Source organism: Neobacillus niacini (assembly GCF_048572935.1).
Taxonomy (GTDB): Bacteria; Bacillota; Bacilli; order Bacillales; family Cytobacillaceae; genus Neobacillus; species Neobacillus niacini.
Map to the genome: position 1 here is coordinate 5840934 of NZ_CP183883.1, position 20031 is coordinate 5860964.

General features: G+C 38.3%; 17 protein-coding genes. 9 read left to right on the forward strand and 8 right to left on the reverse strand.

What is annotated here, in order from left to right; all coding sequences use genetic code 11:
• Nucleotides 1-91 precede the first annotated feature (91 nt).
• The 4 genes from recQ to ACN6MT_RS28690 form a co-directional block, all read right to left on the reverse strand.
• Complete coding sequence (gene recQ, locus ACN6MT_RS28675; protein WP_419956551.1) at nt 92-2215, reverse strand: DNA helicase RecQ; 2124 nt, start codon at nt 2213-2215, stop codon at nt 92-94.
• 467 nt (nt 2216-2682) lie between these two features.
• Nucleotides 2683-4245, reverse strand: coding sequence for a fatty acid--CoA ligase (locus tag ACN6MT_RS28680; protein ID WP_419954183.1), 1563 nt, complete (start codon nt 4243-4245; stop codon nt 2683-2685).
• Between the two features lie 15 nt (nt 4246-4260).
• Nucleotides 4261-5409, reverse strand: coding sequence for an acyl-CoA dehydrogenase family protein (locus ACN6MT_RS28685; RefSeq protein WP_419954184.1), 1149 nt, complete (start codon nt 5407-5409; stop codon nt 4261-4263).
• A gap of 304 nt (nt 5410-5713) precedes the next feature.
• Nucleotides 5714-6901, reverse strand: a complete 1188-nt coding sequence (locus tag ACN6MT_RS28690) for an MFS transporter (protein WP_419954185.1) — start codon at nt 6899-6901, stop codon at nt 5714-5716.
• A 288-nt stretch (nt 6902-7189) separates the two neighbouring features.
• Between ACN6MT_RS28690 and ACN6MT_RS28695 the strand changes: the two genes are divergently transcribed.
• Entirely contained in the window at nt 7190-8128 is a 939-nt protein-coding gene (locus ACN6MT_RS28695; RefSeq protein ID WP_419954186.1) for a glycerophosphodiester phosphodiesterase, read from the forward strand.
• Nucleotides 8129-8575: 447 nt separating this feature from the next.
• On the opposite strand, the gene ACN6MT_RS28700 is transcribed toward ACN6MT_RS28695, so the two are convergent.
• The gene (locus tag ACN6MT_RS28700; protein ID WP_419954187.1) at nt 8576-11329 is read right to left on the reverse strand and encodes a dynamin family protein; all 2754 of its coding nucleotides are present in this window, start codon (nt 11327-11329) and stop codon (nt 8576-8578) included.
• A gap of 240 nt (nt 11330-11569) precedes the next feature.
• Between ACN6MT_RS28700 and ACN6MT_RS28705 the strand changes: the two genes are divergently transcribed.
• Nucleotides 11570-12079 (forward strand): hypothetical protein, encoded by a 510-nt coding sequence (locus tag ACN6MT_RS28705; protein ID WP_419954188.1) that lies wholly within the window; start codon nt 11570-11572, stop codon nt 12077-12079.
• Nucleotides 12080-12118: 39 nt separating this feature from the next.
• Here the strand turns inward: ACN6MT_RS28705 and ACN6MT_RS28710 are convergent, their stop codons facing one another.
• The 3 genes from ACN6MT_RS28710 to ACN6MT_RS28720 form a co-directional block, all read right to left on the reverse strand.
• Nucleotides 12119-12841: an amino acid ABC transporter ATP-binding protein gene (locus ACN6MT_RS28710; protein WP_419954189.1), complete on the reverse strand. Its 723-nt coding sequence runs from the start codon at nt 12839-12841 to the stop codon at nt 12119-12121.
• On the reverse strand, nt 12838-13494 hold the full coding sequence (locus tag ACN6MT_RS28715; protein WP_419954190.1) for an amino acid ABC transporter permease: 657 nt from the start codon (nt 13492-13494) through the stop codon (nt 12838-12840). The genes ACN6MT_RS28710 and ACN6MT_RS28715 overlap by 4 nt, the downstream gene beginning before the upstream one ends.
• 111 nt (nt 13495-13605) lie before the next feature.
• Nucleotides 13606-14424: a basic amino acid ABC transporter substrate-binding protein gene (locus ACN6MT_RS28720; RefSeq protein WP_419954191.1), complete on the reverse strand. Its 819-nt coding sequence runs from the start codon at nt 14422-14424 to the stop codon at nt 13606-13608.
• 294 nt (nt 14425-14718) lie between these two features.
• On the opposite strand from ACN6MT_RS28720, the gene ACN6MT_RS28725 reads away from it, so the two are divergent.
• From ACN6MT_RS28725 to ACN6MT_RS28755, 7 genes are all read left to right on the forward strand, one after another.
• Complete coding sequence (locus ACN6MT_RS28725; RefSeq protein WP_034677395.1) at nt 14719-15021, forward strand: hypothetical protein; 303 nt, start codon at nt 14719-14721, stop codon at nt 15019-15021.
• A 164-nt stretch (nt 15022-15185) separates the two neighbouring features.
• Nucleotides 15186-15323 (forward strand): hypothetical protein, encoded by a 138-nt coding sequence (locus tag ACN6MT_RS28730; protein WP_419954192.1) that lies wholly within the window; start codon nt 15186-15188, stop codon nt 15321-15323.
• Nucleotides 15324-15339: 16 nt separating this feature from the next.
• Nucleotides 15340-15522 (forward strand): Fur-regulated basic protein FbpA, encoded by a 183-nt coding sequence (locus ACN6MT_RS28735; RefSeq protein WP_419954193.1) that lies wholly within the window; start codon nt 15340-15342, stop codon nt 15520-15522.
• A gap of 50 nt (nt 15523-15572) precedes the next feature.
• Nucleotides 15573-15908 (forward strand): MerR family transcriptional regulator, encoded by a 336-nt coding sequence (locus ACN6MT_RS28740; protein WP_034677397.1) that lies wholly within the window; start codon nt 15573-15575, stop codon nt 15906-15908.
• 783 nt (nt 15909-16691) lie between these two features.
• Nucleotides 16692-17972 (forward strand): ammonium transporter, encoded by a 1281-nt coding sequence (locus ACN6MT_RS28745; protein ID WP_419954194.1) that lies wholly within the window; start codon nt 16692-16694, stop codon nt 17970-17972.
• Nucleotides 17973-18036: 64 nt separating this feature from the next.
• Nucleotides 18037-19005 (forward strand): DUF294 nucleotidyltransferase-like domain-containing protein, encoded by a 969-nt coding sequence (locus tag ACN6MT_RS28750; RefSeq protein ID WP_419954195.1) that lies wholly within the window; start codon nt 18037-18039, stop codon nt 19003-19005.
• Nucleotides 19005-19739: an exonuclease domain-containing protein gene (locus ACN6MT_RS28755; protein ID WP_419954196.1), complete on the forward strand. Its 735-nt coding sequence runs from the start codon at nt 19005-19007 to the stop codon at nt 19737-19739. Before ACN6MT_RS28750 ends, ACN6MT_RS28755 begins: the two co-directional genes overlap by 1 nt.
• Nucleotides 19740-20031 lie beyond the last annotated feature (292 nt).

Below are 20031 nucleotides of genomic sequence, written 5' to 3' on the forward strand. Positions count from 1 at the left end.
TCTTTATCGACAAATTCCCGGGAAATATCAACAAATTAACACGGCAGACGACAAGTAATTTGCGAATATTCTAAAAATAATTTCATTCTATTTACTTTTTACTTAAAAAATATAAATAACTCTTAATCATAAAATAACTAACTTCTTCTGGTAAGTGTTCTTTAAGCGGTTTTAAACGGTCTCTGCCAACCTGTTTAACCGCTTCCTCAAGCAACGGAATATACTCTGCAGGGATAAGCACAGTGAAATCTACTTCCATTCCTTGTTGAGCACATTGAATTAAATGGCTCTCAACGGTGCTTAGTGCCAACTCTCTTTTTTCTGCTATCTCTTCTATGGATAAGTTTTGCTGGTGCAACTGAAACGTCTCTAAGTGAGAATCTCCAACTGACTTTTTTGATGGTTTTTTGGGAGCAGCGGCTATCATTCTCTCTGGCTTTCGCTCAGGGTTTGCTTCGCAAAATGCGCGAATGGCTTGGATAAAATCAAGTCCATATTTTTTTAACTTATGTTCCCCAACACCGCTTACCGTTAGGAATTCTTCATTTGTCATTGGCAGTTTGGTACACATATCTTTAAGCGCAGCATCAGAAAATATTACAAAAGGCGGCACATTTTCAGCTTCGGCTATTGCTCTTCTTACCTCGCGTAAAGCTTCAAATAATGGATCATCTTTTGAAATTTCTCTGACTTTAACGGTTTCTCTGCGATGAACATTGGTATTCCCCAGCAAGACATCTTTTCCTTTAGGAGAGACATATAAGGTCGGAAATTGACCTTGTTCAATGGCTATTAATTCTTGTGAGATTAAGAACTCAATAAAATCACTGACTTCTTTTGTTCCTTTTTCCTTCATGATTCCATACGTGGTTAACTTATCAAAGCCCAGTTCAATAACTTTTTTATTTCTAGAACCGGTTAAAACTTGGGCTATAAGTGTTTTTCCAAATCGCTGCCCCATCCTGATTAGACAAGACATTACCATTTGCGCTTCCTTCGTTACATCAATGCTGGAACGGGAATCAAGGCAGTTACCGCAGCGTCTGCATGACTCCGTTTCTGTTTCACCAAAATACTTTAAAATAAACTCTTGTAAACAGTTTTCTGTATGGCAATAATCCACCATCTGCTGCAGCTTTTCCAATTCCGCATGAATACGTGATCGATCACTGGATTGATCAATTAAGAAGCGCTGAACCTGCACATCCTGGGAGGAATAAAGCAGGATACACTCACTATCAAGTCCGTCTCGTCCCGCACGGCCTGCCTCTTGATAATAGCTCTCCATATTTTTTGGCAGTTGAAAATGGAGGACATATCGGATGTTGGACTTATCAATTCCCATCCCAAAAGCTGATGTTGCAACCATAACGGAGGCTTCATCTTTCAAGAATCGGTCCTGCTCACGTATGCGCTCAGCGTCTCCCATTCCTGCATGATACCGGGCAACATTGATATTCCCCTTTTTGAGTCTTTCGTAAAGTTGATCCACGTTTTTCCGAGTTGCTGCATAGATGATACCTGCTTCTTTTTCATTCTTCTTTAAGTAATCTCTTATAAAGTGAAGCCTGTCTTGTCCTTTAATCACAGCAAAAGTAAGATTCTCGCGTTCAAAACCTGTTATGATTGAATTCTCTTCGTCGATATCGAGTGTTTCGCAAATATCTTCCCGAACCCTTGGTGTAGCGGTTGCAGTCAGCGCTAATACATTAGGTTTTTGTGGCAGACTATCGACCATTTTCTGGATATGACGGTAGCTTGGACGAAAATCATGTCCCCATTGTGAAATACAATGGGCTTCATCAACTGCAACCAATGGAATATCCATTTGTTTTAAATCCTCGATAAATTCACGGGATTCTAATCTCTCGGGGGCTATATATAGGAGCTTGTACATTCCTTGTTTTGCTTCCCACATTCGTTCATTTGCTTCATTGTAACTTAGTGAGCTATTGATAAAAGCTGCTGGAATTCCTACTTGAACGAGGGCATCGACTTGATCCTTCATGAGTGAGATTAACGGGGATATTACAATCGTGGTACCTGGTAAAACAAGTGCAGGAATTTGATAACAAATAGATTTTCCTCCGCCAGTTGGCATAACACAAATTGTATTTTCTCCAGCTAAAACGGATTGGATAGCGCGCTCCTGTCCATTTCGAAAGGATGAATAACCAAAATGAGATTCCAGTAACTGTTGAGCTTTTTCAAACAACAAATAATTCTCCCCCTTCTGCTATTTAGTCTTTTATCATTATAACTCTTTTTTGGTCAATCTGAGAGTAAATTCTGATTTGGAAGATTATTTTCGGGTATCCGCAAATATTTGGGGCCATTCGCAAGTATTGTCCTGCTATCCGCAACTAATTCCCTGCTATCCGCAACTAATCACCTGCTATCCGCAACTAATCACCTGCTATCCGCAACTAATCACCTGCTATCCGCAACTAATCCCTGCTATCCGCAACTAATTCCTGCTATCCGCAACTAATTCCTGCTATCCGCAACTAATCCCCTGCTATCCGCAACTAATCACCTGCTATCCGCAACTAATCACCTGCTATCCGCAACTAATTCCTGCTATCCGCAACTAATCCCCTGCTATCCGCAACTAATTCCTGCTATCCGCAACAATATATTTATAAAAAGGCCGCTGAGATAAACTCAACGACCTTCCCATCCTCAACCCTGTGTAAACAGCTCCTCTAGCTGCTTGCGCAATACAAATTTTTGGATTTTGCCGCTTGCATTTCGCGGCAAGGCTTCACAGAATACATATTTACGCGGGCGTTTGTAATTCGCCAGACTATTGCTGTTTTTACAATAGTCTTCTAAATCTTCTTCAGTCAGTTTAGGGTCCTTTTTCACTACAAAAGCAGTAACTGTTTCACCCCAGCGGTCATCTGGCTGGCCGACAACCGCAACATCTAATACTCCCTCATGTGCATGCAAAACATCTTCAACTTCACGTGGATAAATATTTTCCCCACCGCTGATAATCATGTCATCGACTCGGTCATTGACATAGAGGAAACCCTCATCGTCTAGATAACCAATGTCACCAGAATGATACCAGCCTTTATACATCGATTTTTCAGTCGCTTCTTCTCGATTAAAGTAGCCAATCATCATGCAAGGACCTTTGACAATAATTTCTCCTGTTTCTCCAACTGGAACGACATCATCCGGATCAGACGGTCCATTCTCTCTTGTACGAACCACACGGATATCATGATTAATAGCAGCCTGCCCTGCAGATCCTGCTTTTCTTAACTGATCTTTCTCTGATAGGAAGGTGATCGCTGGTCCCATTTCGGTCATCCCGTACGCTTGAACCAGACCAATTCCAAAACGATCATGGAGAGCATGAACGAGAGACGGTGCCATAGGAGCCGCACCATATAAACCAAGCTTTAGACTGTCTGTATTATATTGACTTAAGTCCTCTTGAAGAAGCATGTTCCACATCGTTGGCGCTGCAAAGAATTTGGTTATCTTTTCTTGACCTATTAACTGAAGGATACGTTTTGGGTTGAATTGATGCAGGATAACATTCCTTGCCCCCGAATGTATTCTTGGCAAAAAGGCACAATGCAGCTCAGCACAATGAAACATTGGTGCGGTCACAAGTCCAACGTCATCTGCTTCTAGCTTTTGTGAGGCAATACAAAGAACACTTTGATCCACCATATTTCGGTGACTATGCATGACACCTTTTGGTCTGCCTGTAGTCCCACTTGTATAAATAAACGCATAGATGTCATTTTCGTTTACGTCTGCTTGGATGTCTTCGCTTGAAGCAGCAGCTAATTTTTCCTGATAGCTTGCTGCATAGACAGGTGCTTCCTCATCAATAAACCAAAATGAGACAGAATCAAAACGATTTTCAATCGCGGAAATGACAGGCTCCAATGCCTTTTCAAAAAGAACTACTTTAGGTGTCGCATCTGAAATAATAAATGCTACCTCCTCAGGCATTAAACGAAAGTTGATTGGATTGAAAATCGCACCAAGCTTGGCACATGCAAAGAATGCCGTTCCTAATTCTTCTGTATTAAACATGAATGTAGATACCCGATCACCTTTTTTGACCCCTTCCTTCACTAATGCATTCGCAAGTCTGTTTACCTGCTCATTCCACTCTTTATACGTATAGCGGACATTTTTCCTAACATCATAAATGGCTTCTTTGTTCGGATATCGTTTTACCGTTAAATCAAATATCTTTCCGATTGTGGTTGTCATCTAAACCCCTCCAATTTATAATCCTAGGTTTTTTGCAATAATAGTTTTCATGATTTCGTTCGTACCAGCGTAAATACTCGAAACCTGAATATCACGGAATCTTCTTGCAATCTCGTATTCTTCCATATATCCATAGCCGCCATGAAGTTGGAGGCATTCACCTGCAATTTTCTTCGCGGTATCCGTCAGCCTCCATTTTGCCATCGAAACCTTCGTGACCACATTTTGACCACCGATGTGTTCCGCTATTAACTGGTCTAAGAATACCCTCCCCATCTCTACCTCTGTTGCCATTTCAGCTATTTTAAACTGAGTATTTTGAAACTGGCTGATAGGCCTTCCAAAGGCTTCACGACTCTTCACATATTCAATCGTCCCCCGAAGCATGATTTCTGCAGCAATTTGTGCTGCAATCGCTACAACAAGGCGTTCCTGCTGGAGTTTATCCATCATATAGAGAAACCCTTTGCCTTCTTCCCCCAGTAAATTTGCCTTTGGAACTCTACAGTCTTCAAATATCAACTCGGCCGTATCTTGACTATGAAGTCCCACTTTGTTCAGCTTTCTCCCTCTTGAAAAACCAGGAGTATCCCGTTCCACAAGGAGCAAGCTCACCCCTTTATGCTTTGGTATTGCATTAGGGTCCGTTTTACAAGCCACGAGGATTAAGTCAGATTGAATTCCATTTGTAATAAAAGTTTTTTGTCCATTCAAAATATAATGCTCACCGTCAAGCTTTGCCGTGGTTTTAATATTGGCAAGGTCAGAACCTGTGCCAGGTTCAGTCATAGCAATGGCAGTAATCAGTTCACCAGTGACACATCGAGGGAGCCAGCGCTGTTTTTGCACCTCTGATCCGAAAGAGTTGATATAGGGCACTACGATATCATTATGAAGGCCCATTCCTACTAGACCAGAACCCACTCTCTCTAACTCTTCATTTATAACAACAGAGAATCCCCAGTCGACACCGCTTCCGCCATATTTTTCATCTAAATCCGGACAAAGGAAACCCTGCTCTCCCATCTTTCTCCATAAGGAGCGGGGAATCATTCTCTCCTCCTCCCATCTCTCATAATGTGGTACAGCCTCTTTCTCCAAAAACTTTCTTAGTGACTTCCGAAATATTTCGTGGTCTTCAGTTAAATATGGATGTTGTTTCATTATGCACACCTCTCTTTCAACTAATAGCCAATCCCTAAGCTTAACAATAAATAAAGCGCTTACAAAAAGATAGATTAAATGTTTGAGGTTCACCTCTTACATCCTTGGATGTAAGAAAAAGACTGCGAATATCATCCTCGTTTTCTTCCTCTTTAATAAAAAGTCATCCCAACTTATTGTAACAAAAATAAATAATATTTTGAATATTCAACAAAAATATTTATCTATCCTTAAAGACGCAGGCACGAAATTTAATCCAAATAAAAAAGGGCAGCCCCCTACATTAGAGGTTCTGACCTTTTATTTATGACACAACTCTTTCCTTCGGAGTAACCTTTTTCTTCCTAACTTCTAGCACAGTTAATACGATAGCCATAATTAAAAAGAGACTACTAATCCGGAAAAGATTAGCCGTATCTGTGAATTGAGCTATTGTCCCGAAGATAATGCCGCTTAATCCGATCCCAAAATCAATGGATGAAAAGAACATTCCATTTGCCACTCCTCTTCGGTTTTCGGGCGTCATGGACAAGGTCCATGATTGTAAGGTTGGTAAGGCACAGCCAAAACCAAGTCCAAACAATCCGCCTGCTACAGCAAGCATGAAATCGGTTTGTGCATAGGAAAGGACCCATAACCCAACAAACGTAGCCGAAATACAAAAGTAAATCATGCCAATTGGACCCTTTTCATCAAACCACTTTCCTGCTAACGGTCTAGCCGCTGTGGCAACAATTGCATTAAGAATATAGAATAAGAAAATTTGTTCAATGCCTCTTTCTTCCCCAAAGATGACGATAAAGGTAGAGACTGAACCATAACCAAGACAAATAATAATGGTAATAAAAGATGGGTACCAACTCGATTTCTCCACAAGTGAACCGAGGTAGGAAAATTTAAGACTTTCCTTTTGGTTTTTTAACACTGCTTCAGGTGTTTTGTAATGTACAAGTGCGAGCAAAACAACTGAAATAAAACCTAGTAATCCTGAAATAATAATGAGGTTGGTAAAGGAAGTAACATTATATAAAAAGATTCCTAGACTAGGAGCGATAATGAAACCAATTGTGGTTGACAGCCCAAAATAGCCCATTCCTTCACCCAGCCGTGAAAATGGAATGACATCTACCGCAGCGGTCCCGTTAACTGTTGTTGACCAGCCCCATGCAAGACCGTGAATAAAACGAATAAATAAAAATATCATGACAATTCTTGAGATAGGGTAAAGGACGGTAATGATTAATAAAATGACCGCTCCTATTAATACAAGTGCCTTCCTTTGTTTGTATTCGAGCATGTATCCAATAAAGGGTCTTATCAACACTGCACCGATCGAAAACAATGCCGTTACAAGACCAATTTCCAGCCCAGATGCTCCTATGGATTTAATGTAAGGTGGTAATGTGGGGATAAGCATTTGGAAAGACATGAATACAAAAAGATTTCCAATCATCAACATAATAAAAGATTTAGTCCACAAACGTTCTTTCAAAACAACACCCCTATCTATCTTCCTATAGAAAATGGAGGAATAGTTCGTTTATTTCGTATCACTAAATAATAGCACAGAATAGTAGAAATAAAAATATGAAAACATCTTCTTTTCACTATTTATCCTGTTTAATCGTTATCTTTTTTCAGTCAACTCAGGTATCATGAATAGTAGTAATCGAAATTCCAGTCGTTGCTATCCATCCATGATGATGCACCTATTTCCAGCAGCCTGGCTTCGATTAATCGTGTTGATTTTTCTTAAGGCTATTAGTAGAGGAGCACTATTATGCAACACGTTACTTTAGAGAAAACAAGGAGAAAGAAGAAGGTACTGCTGTCTTTAAAAATGACCGTAGCAGCTATTGTCATTTTCCTGTTCGTTATTAATTTATTTCCAGTTAAACAAATCGAGCAGAAAAACTTTTTTAATCATAACCGTCCATTAGTCATTGCCCACCAGGGCGGTGAATTGTTGGCACCTTCTAATACAATGGCTTCCTTTAGAAATGCTGCAAACATGGGAGTGGATGTCCTTGAAACAGATATACATATTACAAAGGACGGTCATTTAGTTACAATCCACGACCCTGGTGTTAACCGGACAACTAATGGAAAAGGCAATGTGGCAGACCTTACTTTAGCAGAACTTCAAGCGCTCGATGCAGGTTATCATTTTAAAGACTTAGATGGCAACTATAGTTTCCGTGGTAAGGGTGTTTATATTCCAACGGTCGATGAGATGTTTCAAACATTTAAAGACATAAAAATAGAAATAGAAATTAAAGACGATAATCCTCCTGAAAGAATAGAAGAAATGGCTTCGAAATTATGGGACCTAATTGAAAAATACCAAATGGAAGATAAAATCCTTATTGGCTCATTCGACCAAAAGATTATCCAAACGTTTGAAAAGTATGGCAAAGGTCGTGTTGCCGTTTCAGCCGGCCGACAAGAGGTTAAAAACTTTGTTGTTCTTCATAAATTCTTTTTGCGAAATCTTTATGTACCAAAAGTCGATGCCTTCCAAATCCCTGTTAAGGACAGCGGCTTTGATTTAACAGACAAAAGGTTAATTGATGGGGCACACCGTCTTGGCATGGACATCCATTACTGGACGATTGATGATCCAAGAACGATGGAAAAACTGATTGACGCAGGCGCTGATGGTATATTGACAAATCGGCCAGATTTATTGATCAAATTGCTTGAGGAAAAAGGTTTATAGATACTTGGGCTATTGGAGGTAACCCCTACTTTCTTTGAGAGCCGTAACTACACCTTATTCTTCATAAGCGCAGGCTATCATGTGGTAGCATTGACGATTATGGAAATCATTATAGCGGCTTTTGTTTAATAGTAAAGGGTGCCCACTGTGTGTGAGGCACCCTTTATTTATTAATAGCTCTGTTATTATTCATTGTTGATTTAGGTTTGAGAATTCATAGGCGGAGAATTTCCGGCTATTGTATATAGAGGAACCTTAGAAGCAGAAATAAGCGGAGATATTCCGGTTAACTGCTTTAAATAAGACAAAATCCAAGGATTTAGATAAATTAAGCGGAAAGACTCCGCTTATTTTTAAAGAAATATGGATATCTCCCAATTTAAACGGAAATTCTCCGCTTATTCTCCAAACACATTGAAATCAGCATTCAGTCTTAACAGAGCATTATTAATAAATCGTGTGTACACCCTTTCCTGCTAGTGTGGCCCATTCAAATTGACGTAGTCTAACTTCAAACAGCGTCAACGGATCACGGAACATTTCAGGGTTCGTATTCATTTTTTTCAAGATATCTTGATTTGCTGATATTTGAGACAGTGATTCCTCAATTGCTTCATTAAGGATTTTCAAGGGCTGTCTAAAGAACAATGTTATATCTCTTTCAAGTGATTTTTCAAATAACTCAAACTGTTGGAAAAAGCGTTCAATAACAACCTCAGTTGGTTCAGAATAGCTGTCGTTTTTCACAAAATCCTTGTATTTGTTATAAAGTAACGATTTGTTTTGAGATAACGCTCCAAAGAGCTTCCCTGCACTCTTTAATAAGAATTGTGATGGAGTGTTGCGAAGTAAGATATTTACCTTTTCTAATTGGAACCGGCTTGTCATTCTATCGGTATCCCTATGCCAATCATCGAGAACTTTAAAGTCGCATAATGGCTTAATTCTCTCTTCCCCATATAAGCTATTTAAACCTTCTGCCATCTCATCTAAAAATTCTTGTCCTTGCGCAAATTCCTCTTTACTACTGTTAATCCATTCTTGAAGGGAAGTATAATACTTCGGCATTACCTCCTGCTCCAGGTAATCTTGTAATCGCTTGTTCATCACATCATTTAGCTCGATATGAATGGTGCTAATGTTGCTATCTTCCGCAATTAACTCCGAGCATTCCTGTAATATTTTCGGTACTTCGATAGAAATTTCATTTTGAATGGATTCCTTAATGGTACGGTATGATCTTGTAATGGCTTTTATTTTTTGTGCCTCAGTGTCCTTTAATTGATTAAGAGCTCCATTTAACTTCATTACTACTTCTTCATTCCAGCGGACCGACTCGATTAATTGATTCTCAACATCAATTCTCTTTTGCAACAGCCTAGAAATAGTAGTCCGTATGAAGAATAAAAGCTTAGCCAAGCGCTTGTCTGCAATGTTCCTTGTATCTGTGATTGATTGCATAAAGCCCTTTAATTCTAGTAATTGCTGTCCTCTTTCGTATTGGGAGGAATAGGCAAATACTTCAGCCTCAGGTAAGTAAGTCTGAATCTTAGACTTAGTTTCATCGTAAATCTTTATTGCCTCCTGCTCGTTAACAATCGTATCCATTTTACTTAAGAGAAAGTGGATAGGAATATCAGGTGCAAGCTCATTAATTTGTGAAAGAATGACCTTCTCTTTCTCCGTGAATGGTGCATTTGCATCTATTACAAATAATAATGTATCCGCCAGTTGAATATATTGCAGGACTTCATATCGATCTTGATGACTGCCTTTTAATCCTGGCGTTTCAATTAATGTCAGCTTTTGCTCATATAGAAATGGAAATGGTTGTTGAAATTCGATAATCGACTCAAGCGCATTCCGGCGTCGATCCATTCGCTCTTGAAAATGTGTGAAATCTGCGAGTTTAATGGTTTCATGATCTGTTATTTCATAGATATTCAGTTCCTCAAAGTCTTTAAACATGACAAGTGACGATGTTGGGCTGTCCTGAATTTCCTCACCCAAGATTGAATTTACGAAAGCAGACTTTCCACTTCCGCTCAAACCTGTAATGAATAGGTGATGGGTATCAAAATCATTTAATTGCTGAACCACCCATTTTAAATGGTTATTTTCACCCATATCTTTTGTCTTTGCCCAACTAATAATTGCCTCAAAGAGATTTAAACTCTCTTCTAGCTCGTCAATATTACTATTTGTTTCACTAATAAGATTTTCAGCTTCACTAACAATGGACATGCTTATACTTGTTGGAAAGAGCTCATTCCATGACAATACCGCCGCTGATACTAAGACTGTATGCTTTGGAACAGACAATCGCAGCCAATTGGTTAAAAGGTCTGGCACTAGGTCTTCTAGCGTTTTCATAATGAAGTTTCCATTTATTAAACCAAAATAAGTTTGATAATGAAGCTCTGAAAGGAATTCAAAATGAAGATTTCGGCTAAGATCAAGATTTAACAGTAAATGATTTACCTCTTTAAGCCATGTGAAATAACATTCCTCATCTTGGTAACTCCTCCAAAGGGAAGTTGTCAACTCTTCAAACATTCTCTGATCTAAGCTATACAATTCAAATATTGCTTGGGTGAAGTAATTTGGATTTAAACTTTTTGTAAGACCTTTTTTTACATAAGAATTTACTGTATCATACCAGTCAATTGAACCTGTTCGTTTCGCTTCATTTACTGCCAGCTCAATGGCATTAGCCCAGTCCTGCTGATCCTCAAAATAGGCCCTTGCGATATCTGTCACATTTGGGTAATCAGGGTTTGAACCAATTGTTTTTTTGATTATTTCAACTGCTTCCTCATGCTTTTCTCGATCAATGTAGAGTGAAAATAACTGCAGGGAAACTTCTGTTTTTAATGTGAGATTATGGGTCTCAATCGAAAGATAAAGATCCTCTGCGTTCGAGAGAAGACCTGATTCATAGTAGGCATCTGCGATATTTTTTCTCGCCCATAGTTCGAGCTCACCCGTAATGTTCTCCCATTTAAAAATGGCCGCTTCATAGTCTCGATTATGGAAATAAATTTCACCTTGTGCAAAGCGGATAGACGTTAAATCAGGCAGGTCTTTTTGGAGCTCTTCCTGATATGCTTCGCCTAACACACGGATTGGCTGAACACTTTCTTGTTCATTTATGTACATTTGATAATATTCTTTTTTTATTAACTGACTTTCCAATGTCATGACGTACCCTCCTATACCACCACTTCTATGTCATTCATATGGAAAAGAGGCAGAAATATTCCTCTATACAATACGAACTGCGTACTCATTTTTAGTCCCAATTATATCGATTCTACCAAACGAATTTTTAATTCAGATTTCAATTATATTTCAATTTCGATACAATACTTCTCATTATGCTTCTACATTTATCCAAATTCAACGTATAATGATTTCAATCGACCAAAAGGAGCATTCACTTTGGAAAAAAAACAAGCTGTTTATCTGGCAGATTTAATCGAGGTTTCAAAACCGGCCATTTATGATATTAAGAAATTAGAAACAGTAAATGGAAAATTGCCTGGATTTCATCAATGGACCAATGGAAAACAAACCACCGCAGCCTTTGAGGTTACGCGTATTGATAGTGAGACAACCTACTATTTTCTATTAATCGATTGGCACCGAAATGACAACTATTATTTAGTCATTTACCTTCATAATAAATCCACCACAGCGGCGGAACTAAGGGTCATCGAAGAAATTGATGGAATCCCGTATATCTCATGGGTGTACAATCCTTTAAAACGTGACGGGAAAAACGATCAAAGAAAAGCCTATTTCAAGCAAATGTTTGGCTCGAGAAAGGTACATATTAAAATTCCTGACACTACATTAGAGATAACAGAGTTCTTAAACGAATTATTTAGACTCTGCCAAAATCGTATAAAAGCAGATAAAGTCGTCGAAGTGTTTAACTTTGAAAAATAATAAGAAGTAAAAAAATCGGAAGGCACCTGCCTTCCGATTTTATAAAACCTTACTTAAGAAGGCTTTTGTTCGAAGTTCCTTTGGATGATCAAATAATTCATTTGGAGTATTTTCTTCGACAATAAGACCCTCGTCCATAAATATTACGCGGTCTCCTACTTCCTTAGCAAAGCCCATTTCATGCGTGACCACAATCATGGTCATACCTTCTTTTGCCAACTGTTTCATAACCTCCAAAACCTCTCCGACCATTTCAGGGTCAAGCGCCGAGGTTGGTTCGTCAAACAGCATGATTTTCGGTTCCATCGCAAGCGCTCTAGCAATGGCCACACGCTGCTTTTGACCGCCTGATAAGGAATCAGGATATGCCTCAGCTTTTTCCTCTAATCCTACTTTTCTTAAAAGCTCTAAACCTTTTTTTCTTGCCTGCTCAGCAGATATATTTCGAACCTTCATTGGAGCGAGCATGATATTTTCGATGACCTTTTTATGAGGGAATAGATTAAACTGCTGAAAGACCATCCCCACTTCCGTCCTTACCTTATTGATATCTGTCTTTTTGTCGGTAATATCCGTCCCTTCAATATAGACATGTCCATCCGTAATCGTCTCTAATAGATTTATACAGCGCAGGAATGTAGATTTACCTGAACCAGATGGACCAATCACGACTACCACCTCTTGTGGCTTAACCGTTACACTAATATCCTTTAGTACCATATTTGTACCAAATGATTTTTTTAAACTTTTCACTTCAATCATTCTGTGGCCAGCCTCCTTTCAAGACGGCTTAATACGAAGCTTAACGAAAGCGTTAAAACAAGGTAAATGAGTGCTGCCGTAATATATGGCTCCCATACACGAAAATATTGACCTTGCATGGCTCGTCCCCAATACATGAGTTCAGGAGCTGCGACTAACGAAGCGAGAGAAGATTCTTTGATTAAGACAATAAATTCATTACCTAGCGGCGGAATCATTCGTTTAAATGCTTGAGGAAGGATAACATAACGCATAGCTTGTACATGCGTCATACCCAAAGAGCGAGACGCTTCCATCTGCCCTTTATCAATTGATTGAATTCCTGCACGAAAGATTTCAGCTATGTACGCTGCAGAGTTTAATGAAAGTGTTAGAATCGCCGCAGCCACAGCATTCGTTTCACCGGTAAATAGCGGTACGACCGCAAAATGAATTAGCATAATTTGCACGAGCATTGGAGTACCACGGAAAAAGGTAATATAAATAGCAAACGGTAAGGAAAGAAATTTATTTTTCAGCATTTTTCCTAATCCGATAAATAAACCAAGGACAGTCCCTAATGCAATACCAGCTAATGATAGTCCTATTGTGAGCAGTGTCCCTTTAAGAAAAAAGGGTGCGTATTCCGCTAAAATATTCCATTGTATATCCATAATCAAACCCCCTATGAAACATTGATTCTCTTTTAAATGATGTAAGACTTGGTATTAAAGCAAAAATTGCGTAACATCTACTTAATAAGAGTTACGCAATTTTTGTTCTTATTATTGTTGATCTTTTAGTAATTGTATATCAGGATCTACCTTAAACCATTCATTGTAGATTTTCGTATACGTTCCGTTCTCAAATACTTCGTTTAGCGCTTTATCAAAATCAGCTTTTAACTTACTTCCCTTCGAAAACATTAACCCATAGAACTCTTGTGCAAACGCGTCTTTATCTTCAATAATGACAAATTTATCATTTGGGTTGTTTTTTGCATATTCTTCAATTACTGTATTATCCGCAACAACAGCATCTGCTCCTCCAGCCTTCAGCTCAAGGATTGCTAAGTTATTGTTTTCGAACTTTTTTATCTGTGGACTGTTTTTACCAAGAAGACCTTCAACTGCTTCCTGTCCAGTGGTTGCATTTTGAACAGCAACAGTTTTATCCTTCAAATCCTCAGCACTTTTAATATCACTGCCTTCTGGAACCATAATCTTATTGGTAGATAAGAAGTATGGTACAGAAAAATCATATGTTTTCTTTCTATCATCATTTATGGTAATAGACGAAATACCAATATCGGCAATTTTCTTCTCTAATTCTACGAAAATTGGATCCCAGCCTGTGTGAGCAATATCAATCTCGTATCCTGCTTCTTTCGCAACAGCTTTAATTAAATCAATATCAAATCCTACAATTTCACCTTTATCTTGATACTCAAATGGTGCATAGGCAGCGTCAGTTACAACGCGGAGAGCTTTCTTTTTGTCACCGGAATCAGAGCCATTTCCACTTGTTTCACTAGAGCCGCAAGCGGTTAGAACTAAAATAAAAGCCATGACCATAAACGTTACAAAATATTTTGCCTTCTTCATTTTTGACCCCCTAATATTTTTTTAAAAAACTAATCTTTGAAACATTTTAAATTTTTAGAATATAAGTGATTATAACTTTTTTTATTGACTTATTCAATATTTTATTGGCGCACTTTATTTGTTTTCCTTTTTAATGATGTATAAATGTAATATAAAAATAGTATTAAAGAGTTAATTGTTTTATTCTGTTGATTTTTCCATTATTTACCTTACATGACCTAGGCACATGCCCACACTCTCCGCGAATGACTACATAACCTATATGGTATTCATTTAAAAAAGGAGAGTTGCCCAATGTATCCTTATGGCTATTATCAAGTACCACCAACACAGTATGATTACAATCAATTTGAACAATTTGATTCGTATACTCAACAAAACCAATATGACCCGTATGATCCAGATAGACAACCACAACAGCTTGAGCGCAGAGTCAATCAGCTCGAAAGAGAAAATCAGCGTCAGGAAAGAGAAATTAATCAACTTCAACGTGATGTAAACCAACTTCAACGACGTCTACAGCGGGTTAACCAACGCCTGCGTGCAGTGGAAAGACGTTTTAACTTCCCATTCACACCATTTGATGGCGAATTTTAAAAGTATGTAAGAACCAGGCAGTCAACACCTGGTTCTTTTCAATTTGTAAGATTTATACTAACAAATCAAAAATCATGTCAGTGTTTCTGACACAACCCCTGACAAATTTAAATTATTTCGTTAACTTTTAGAATACATACTGTTTAGATAAGGGGAGATTAGCTATGTATACGATGAATGATATCAAATTAGCCGAAAGGATCCTTCAGCTAGATAAACGAAGAGATGAATTGTATGAAGAGCTCATGAAAAAACTGGGCTCACATGCACATGAACTGATTAGAGCCATTCAAAATCGATAACCATGGAGGGAAGGAAATGAAAAATCAATTGCGTAAAGGAATCGAAACACTTAAACTATTTTACATTAATAGATTAATTGAATCTGGTCTTTATAACGCTTCTGACGATGAACTACATTCCCTCACATTAAGTGAACTGCAAACAATTTTCAAAAAGACATTCCCCCTAAAAAAATCCAATCAATGTAAGGAAAATTAACATAAATTAAAATATAAACCTAATCACATAAGAGCGTGGTGAGATCAAAAATGGCAAATGATTCTTCATATAAAGATAAAAAGGTGATAACGATTGGGATTGTAAGAGACCTAACCGGTCTTTCAGAGCGGCAAATACGCTATTATGAGGAACGTAAATTAATTTTCCCCGAAAGGTCTGCTGGCGGGAGCAGAAAATATTCCTTTGCAGATGTTGAGTTATTAGTGGAAATTGCAAACAAAATTGAAGATGGTGTTCAAACACATGAAATTAGAAAAGAAATGCTTCGAGCTCAGAAAAAGCAAAACCAGAATGAGATTACTAGAAAAATGATTCAAGGACAATTGAATGCGCAGTTTGGGCTGCGAAAAGGACCATCTTCTTAATAAAGTAACAGGTTTACATTAGAGGTTCAAACAATATAAAACACATAGCAAAACGCACTTGAATTGACAATATAATTCACAGTGCGTTTTTTATTGATTGTGTGTGTGAATTTTTGAGATTTGGTACATGTGGCAAAACGAAGGTCCCCCCTCAACGCCTCTAAATGAGGTTTACTTGGTTTTTTGAAAAATAGGAAGCCTTATCCTTAATTGAGTAACCAGTGATTTTAAGCGGAGATTTTTCGGTTAGACTTCAGAATAGAGATCGGTTCGGGTATATAAGCGGAGATTTTCCGATTAAGCAAAGCAAAATTACCCATTTCATGTTTTTCGTGTCGATAGTCGGAATCCTTCCGTCTAATTAAGCAATTTTCAGTGCTATTTCGAGATTAAGTGAAATTTCTCCGCTTATTTATCAAACTTGCTTTAGCGTCTACTAAACTTGTACAACTTACGGGTGGTTTCATGAAGAAAATTAAAAGCATAGAGATAGTTGCACCTCTAAGCCTTTTTGACTGTGGAATGGACTGTGAAGTTGATGTGATTTGGTCTGTTATTTACCGTTTTACACCTCACAAGTAAACTCTCTAAAGAGGATGGTTTTTTTACAAAACTCACCCTCTCCCCCGCCTCTTTTTCATAAAAAACTCACTTATTTTTTTGAGAACTCTAAAAACCATGTCAGGTAACCTTACACAATTGTAGAATCCACTTTAAATCCATGTAAAAATACAAATACACTAAATGTTAAGAAAATTAACATGAACTCAAGGGGGAGAATGAATGGATACTATATTCTTAATGAACAGTTTATGGGTAATGGTTGGAGCAGTTCTTGTCATCCTGATGATTGGAGGATTCATCCTTCTGGAAACTGGATCAACCCGCATGAAAAATGCTGGTCATATTGCAGGAAAAACGATTCTTACTTTTGGTATCTCGTCTATCGTATTTTGGGCAGTAGGTTACGGTTTAATCTTTGGTAAAGGAAATCCACTTATCGGACTTTCGGACTTCTTCTACTCAGGATATGATATCGAAGGTCTAGCACTTTCCGGTTCAGTATTCTTTTTGTTCCAATTAGCTTTTGCAGGTATATCCTTAACCATTGCGTTTGGGGGCTTTGCAGAAAGAGCGAAATTAGGAGCATACCTCGTATTTGCAGTACTATTCTCAGTGATTGTTTATCCACCCATTGCCCACTGGATTTGGGGCGGCGGCTGGTTAACAGATCATGGTAAACAAGATTTCGCAGGCTCAACTGTTGTTCACTTAACAGGCGCAATGGCAGCATTTGCAGCCACATTAATCCTAAAGCCTCGTATCGGAAAATATAATAAAGATGGGTCAGCAAATAATCTTGCTGGACACAATCAAGTGTTCACTGCCTTAAGCGTATTACTCTTATGGGTTGGGTGGTTTGGATTTAACGCTGGAAGTACAGTTTCTGTTGACGGCGCCTTCTTTGGTTTCGTAGCAGTTAACACAAACCTAGCTGCTGGTGCAGGTGTGATTGCAGCAATGATTATCTCTTGGATTGTAATGGGCAAAGCAGATGTCCCAATGATGTTAAATGGTGCCTTAGCTGGACTAGTTGCTATCACAGCCTCCTGTGCATTTGTTGATACATGGGCCGCAGTCCTAATCGGTTTCATTGCAGGCTTCCTAGTATTTTATAGCATTCGATTCTTTGAAAGCAAAGGGATTGATGATCCAATCGCTGCATTGTCTGTACACGGTGCAGCAGGAATTTGGGGAACCTTATCAACAGGTTTTTTTGCAACACCCGAATTAGCAACAGTTGGTGAGCCAGGTTTATTTTACGGAGGCGGCCTACATCAACTTGGAGTTCAGGCATTAGGAGTTGTTAGCAGTGGTGCTTTTGCCTTCATCGTCTCCTTTATCCTATTAACCATTATGAAAGCCTTTATGAACGGGCTGCGCGTTACAGAAGAAGAAGAGATTATTGGTCTTGACTTAAGTGAACACGGAAGCTATGGATACCCTGAAATGGTCAAGACCGAAATGTCGATCATTAGTTCAGAATCAAAGTTAAAGGCTTAATTCCCCCTTCCATCCCCTTTCAAGGGGATGGAATATATTTATAGAAGAGGAGGTAACTTAATGGATGGCCAGCTACTTAGAGATTAGGAGATTCCGTGATGACCACATCATTTGGGTATCTCGCAATCATTTACAGTTAAATATGCTACATGATGAAATCATACAGCGAGTAATTTCTGTTTCAGTTAAACAAACAGAAAAATTTCTCGGCTCCCCCCCATGCCCCTTCACTTTTTTCATGATGGGCAGTGCTGGACGATTTGAGCAATCCATCTGGAGCGATCAGGATCACGGCATTATTTATCAACAACAAGGAGATTCAATAAACGAATATTTTATGGCGTTAGGAAAAGAAATCTCACAAGGTTTACAACTTGCCGGATATGCGTATTGTGATGGAGCTGTTATGGCAAGCAATCCCTTATGGTGTAAATCACTTCCCGAATGGAGGCAGCAATTAGTAAATTGGTCATTCAACTCAAACTGGGAATCTATTCGTCATTTATTGATCTTCATAGACGGAAGATCCCTTTATGGTGAAGCATACTTTCTAGAAAACTTAAAAACAGAAGTATATCAGATTATCCATAAAGAGTGCCTCTTTAATAAAATACTTAATAATACGCTATACCTAAAAAAGGGCCTCGGTGTAATGGGGCAAATACTAGTGGAAACACACGGACCACATACAGGCTCCTTAAATATAAAAGAGAAAGCCCTTTTTCCATATGTAAATGCGGTTCGTTTATTGGCTATAAAAGGGAATATCTTTGAGACCTCTACTATTTCAAGACTGGAAAAGCTGTCAGAAATAGAACTTCCTTCTATTAAGGGAGAAATATATAAACAACAGTTCATAAAATTACTAAACTTTCGTCTAACTCTATCAAAACCAGACAATTACGAAAATAGCCACTTTCTTCCTATCTCCGCCCTCTCAAAAAAACAAAAGGAAGAGGTAAAAGAAATACTAAGAAACGGGATGGCATTGTACCGTTATGTAAAAAATTTAATAGAAAAGGAGGATACCTAATGGGAATGAATGATATGATTCAATTTTTCAGGACTATGTCAGGCAAACTTGGCTCCAATATTTACGCAGGTGTTCAAGGGCAAACCAATATGCAAAATATCTCTTTCATCCGACAGCTGCAAAAAGAAATGAAAGAAAACAATTGCCTAGACACACCTTTACAGGAATTACAGGTTGTTGTATTTGATTTAGAAACTACCGGTTTCTATCCCGAAAAAGGAGATCGGGTCATCTCGGTGGGTGCCATCAAAATGAACGGTAATCAGCTATCGAAAACAGAAACCTTTTATTCACTGGTATATTCACCACAAACCATTTCAGATGAAATATCCACCCTGACCAACATTACCAATGAGGAACTAAGCAGTGCACCTATGGCCTCAGAAGTGCTGCTGGAATTTTTCAAATTTGTTAAGAATCAACCACTTGTCGCCCACCACGCCAAGCATGAGCAATCTTTTATGCAAAAACTGACATGGGATTTATTAAAAACTAGGTTCGAACACAGAATTATCGATACCTCCTTTCTGATTCGCTTATCAAATCCTTTGATCAAATCCATTCCACTAGAAGACGCTTGCGAGCAATGTGGGATTGAAGTAATCAATCGGCACCATGCTCTAGAGGATGCAAAACTGACAGCAAAGATTTGGAGTCATTATTTAACACTTGCCCAGTCCAAGGGTTATAAAAATCTTCGTGAAGTATACGAATATCTCGCAAAAATTAAATAGTAGGAAAAGTAAAAAACAACTATAGTAAAAAACTAAAGTACGCTTCTTTATTGTGGAATTGACCTCATAATTCAATCTGTTTTTTTACTTGACTATAGTAGAATCCCCGTGTGAAATTACTCCTTTCAACTCTTCTTTTTTGACCTCAAAAAAAATTTTTTTACTATTTTTATTTTCTTCCAACCTTAATCTGACAAGGATGAAAACGCTAACAATAATTTTAATTTATTTGAATTGTCAGATTTTTGTGTTGACCAAGATTTAGATTGGGTGTAAGATAACTGAAAATATA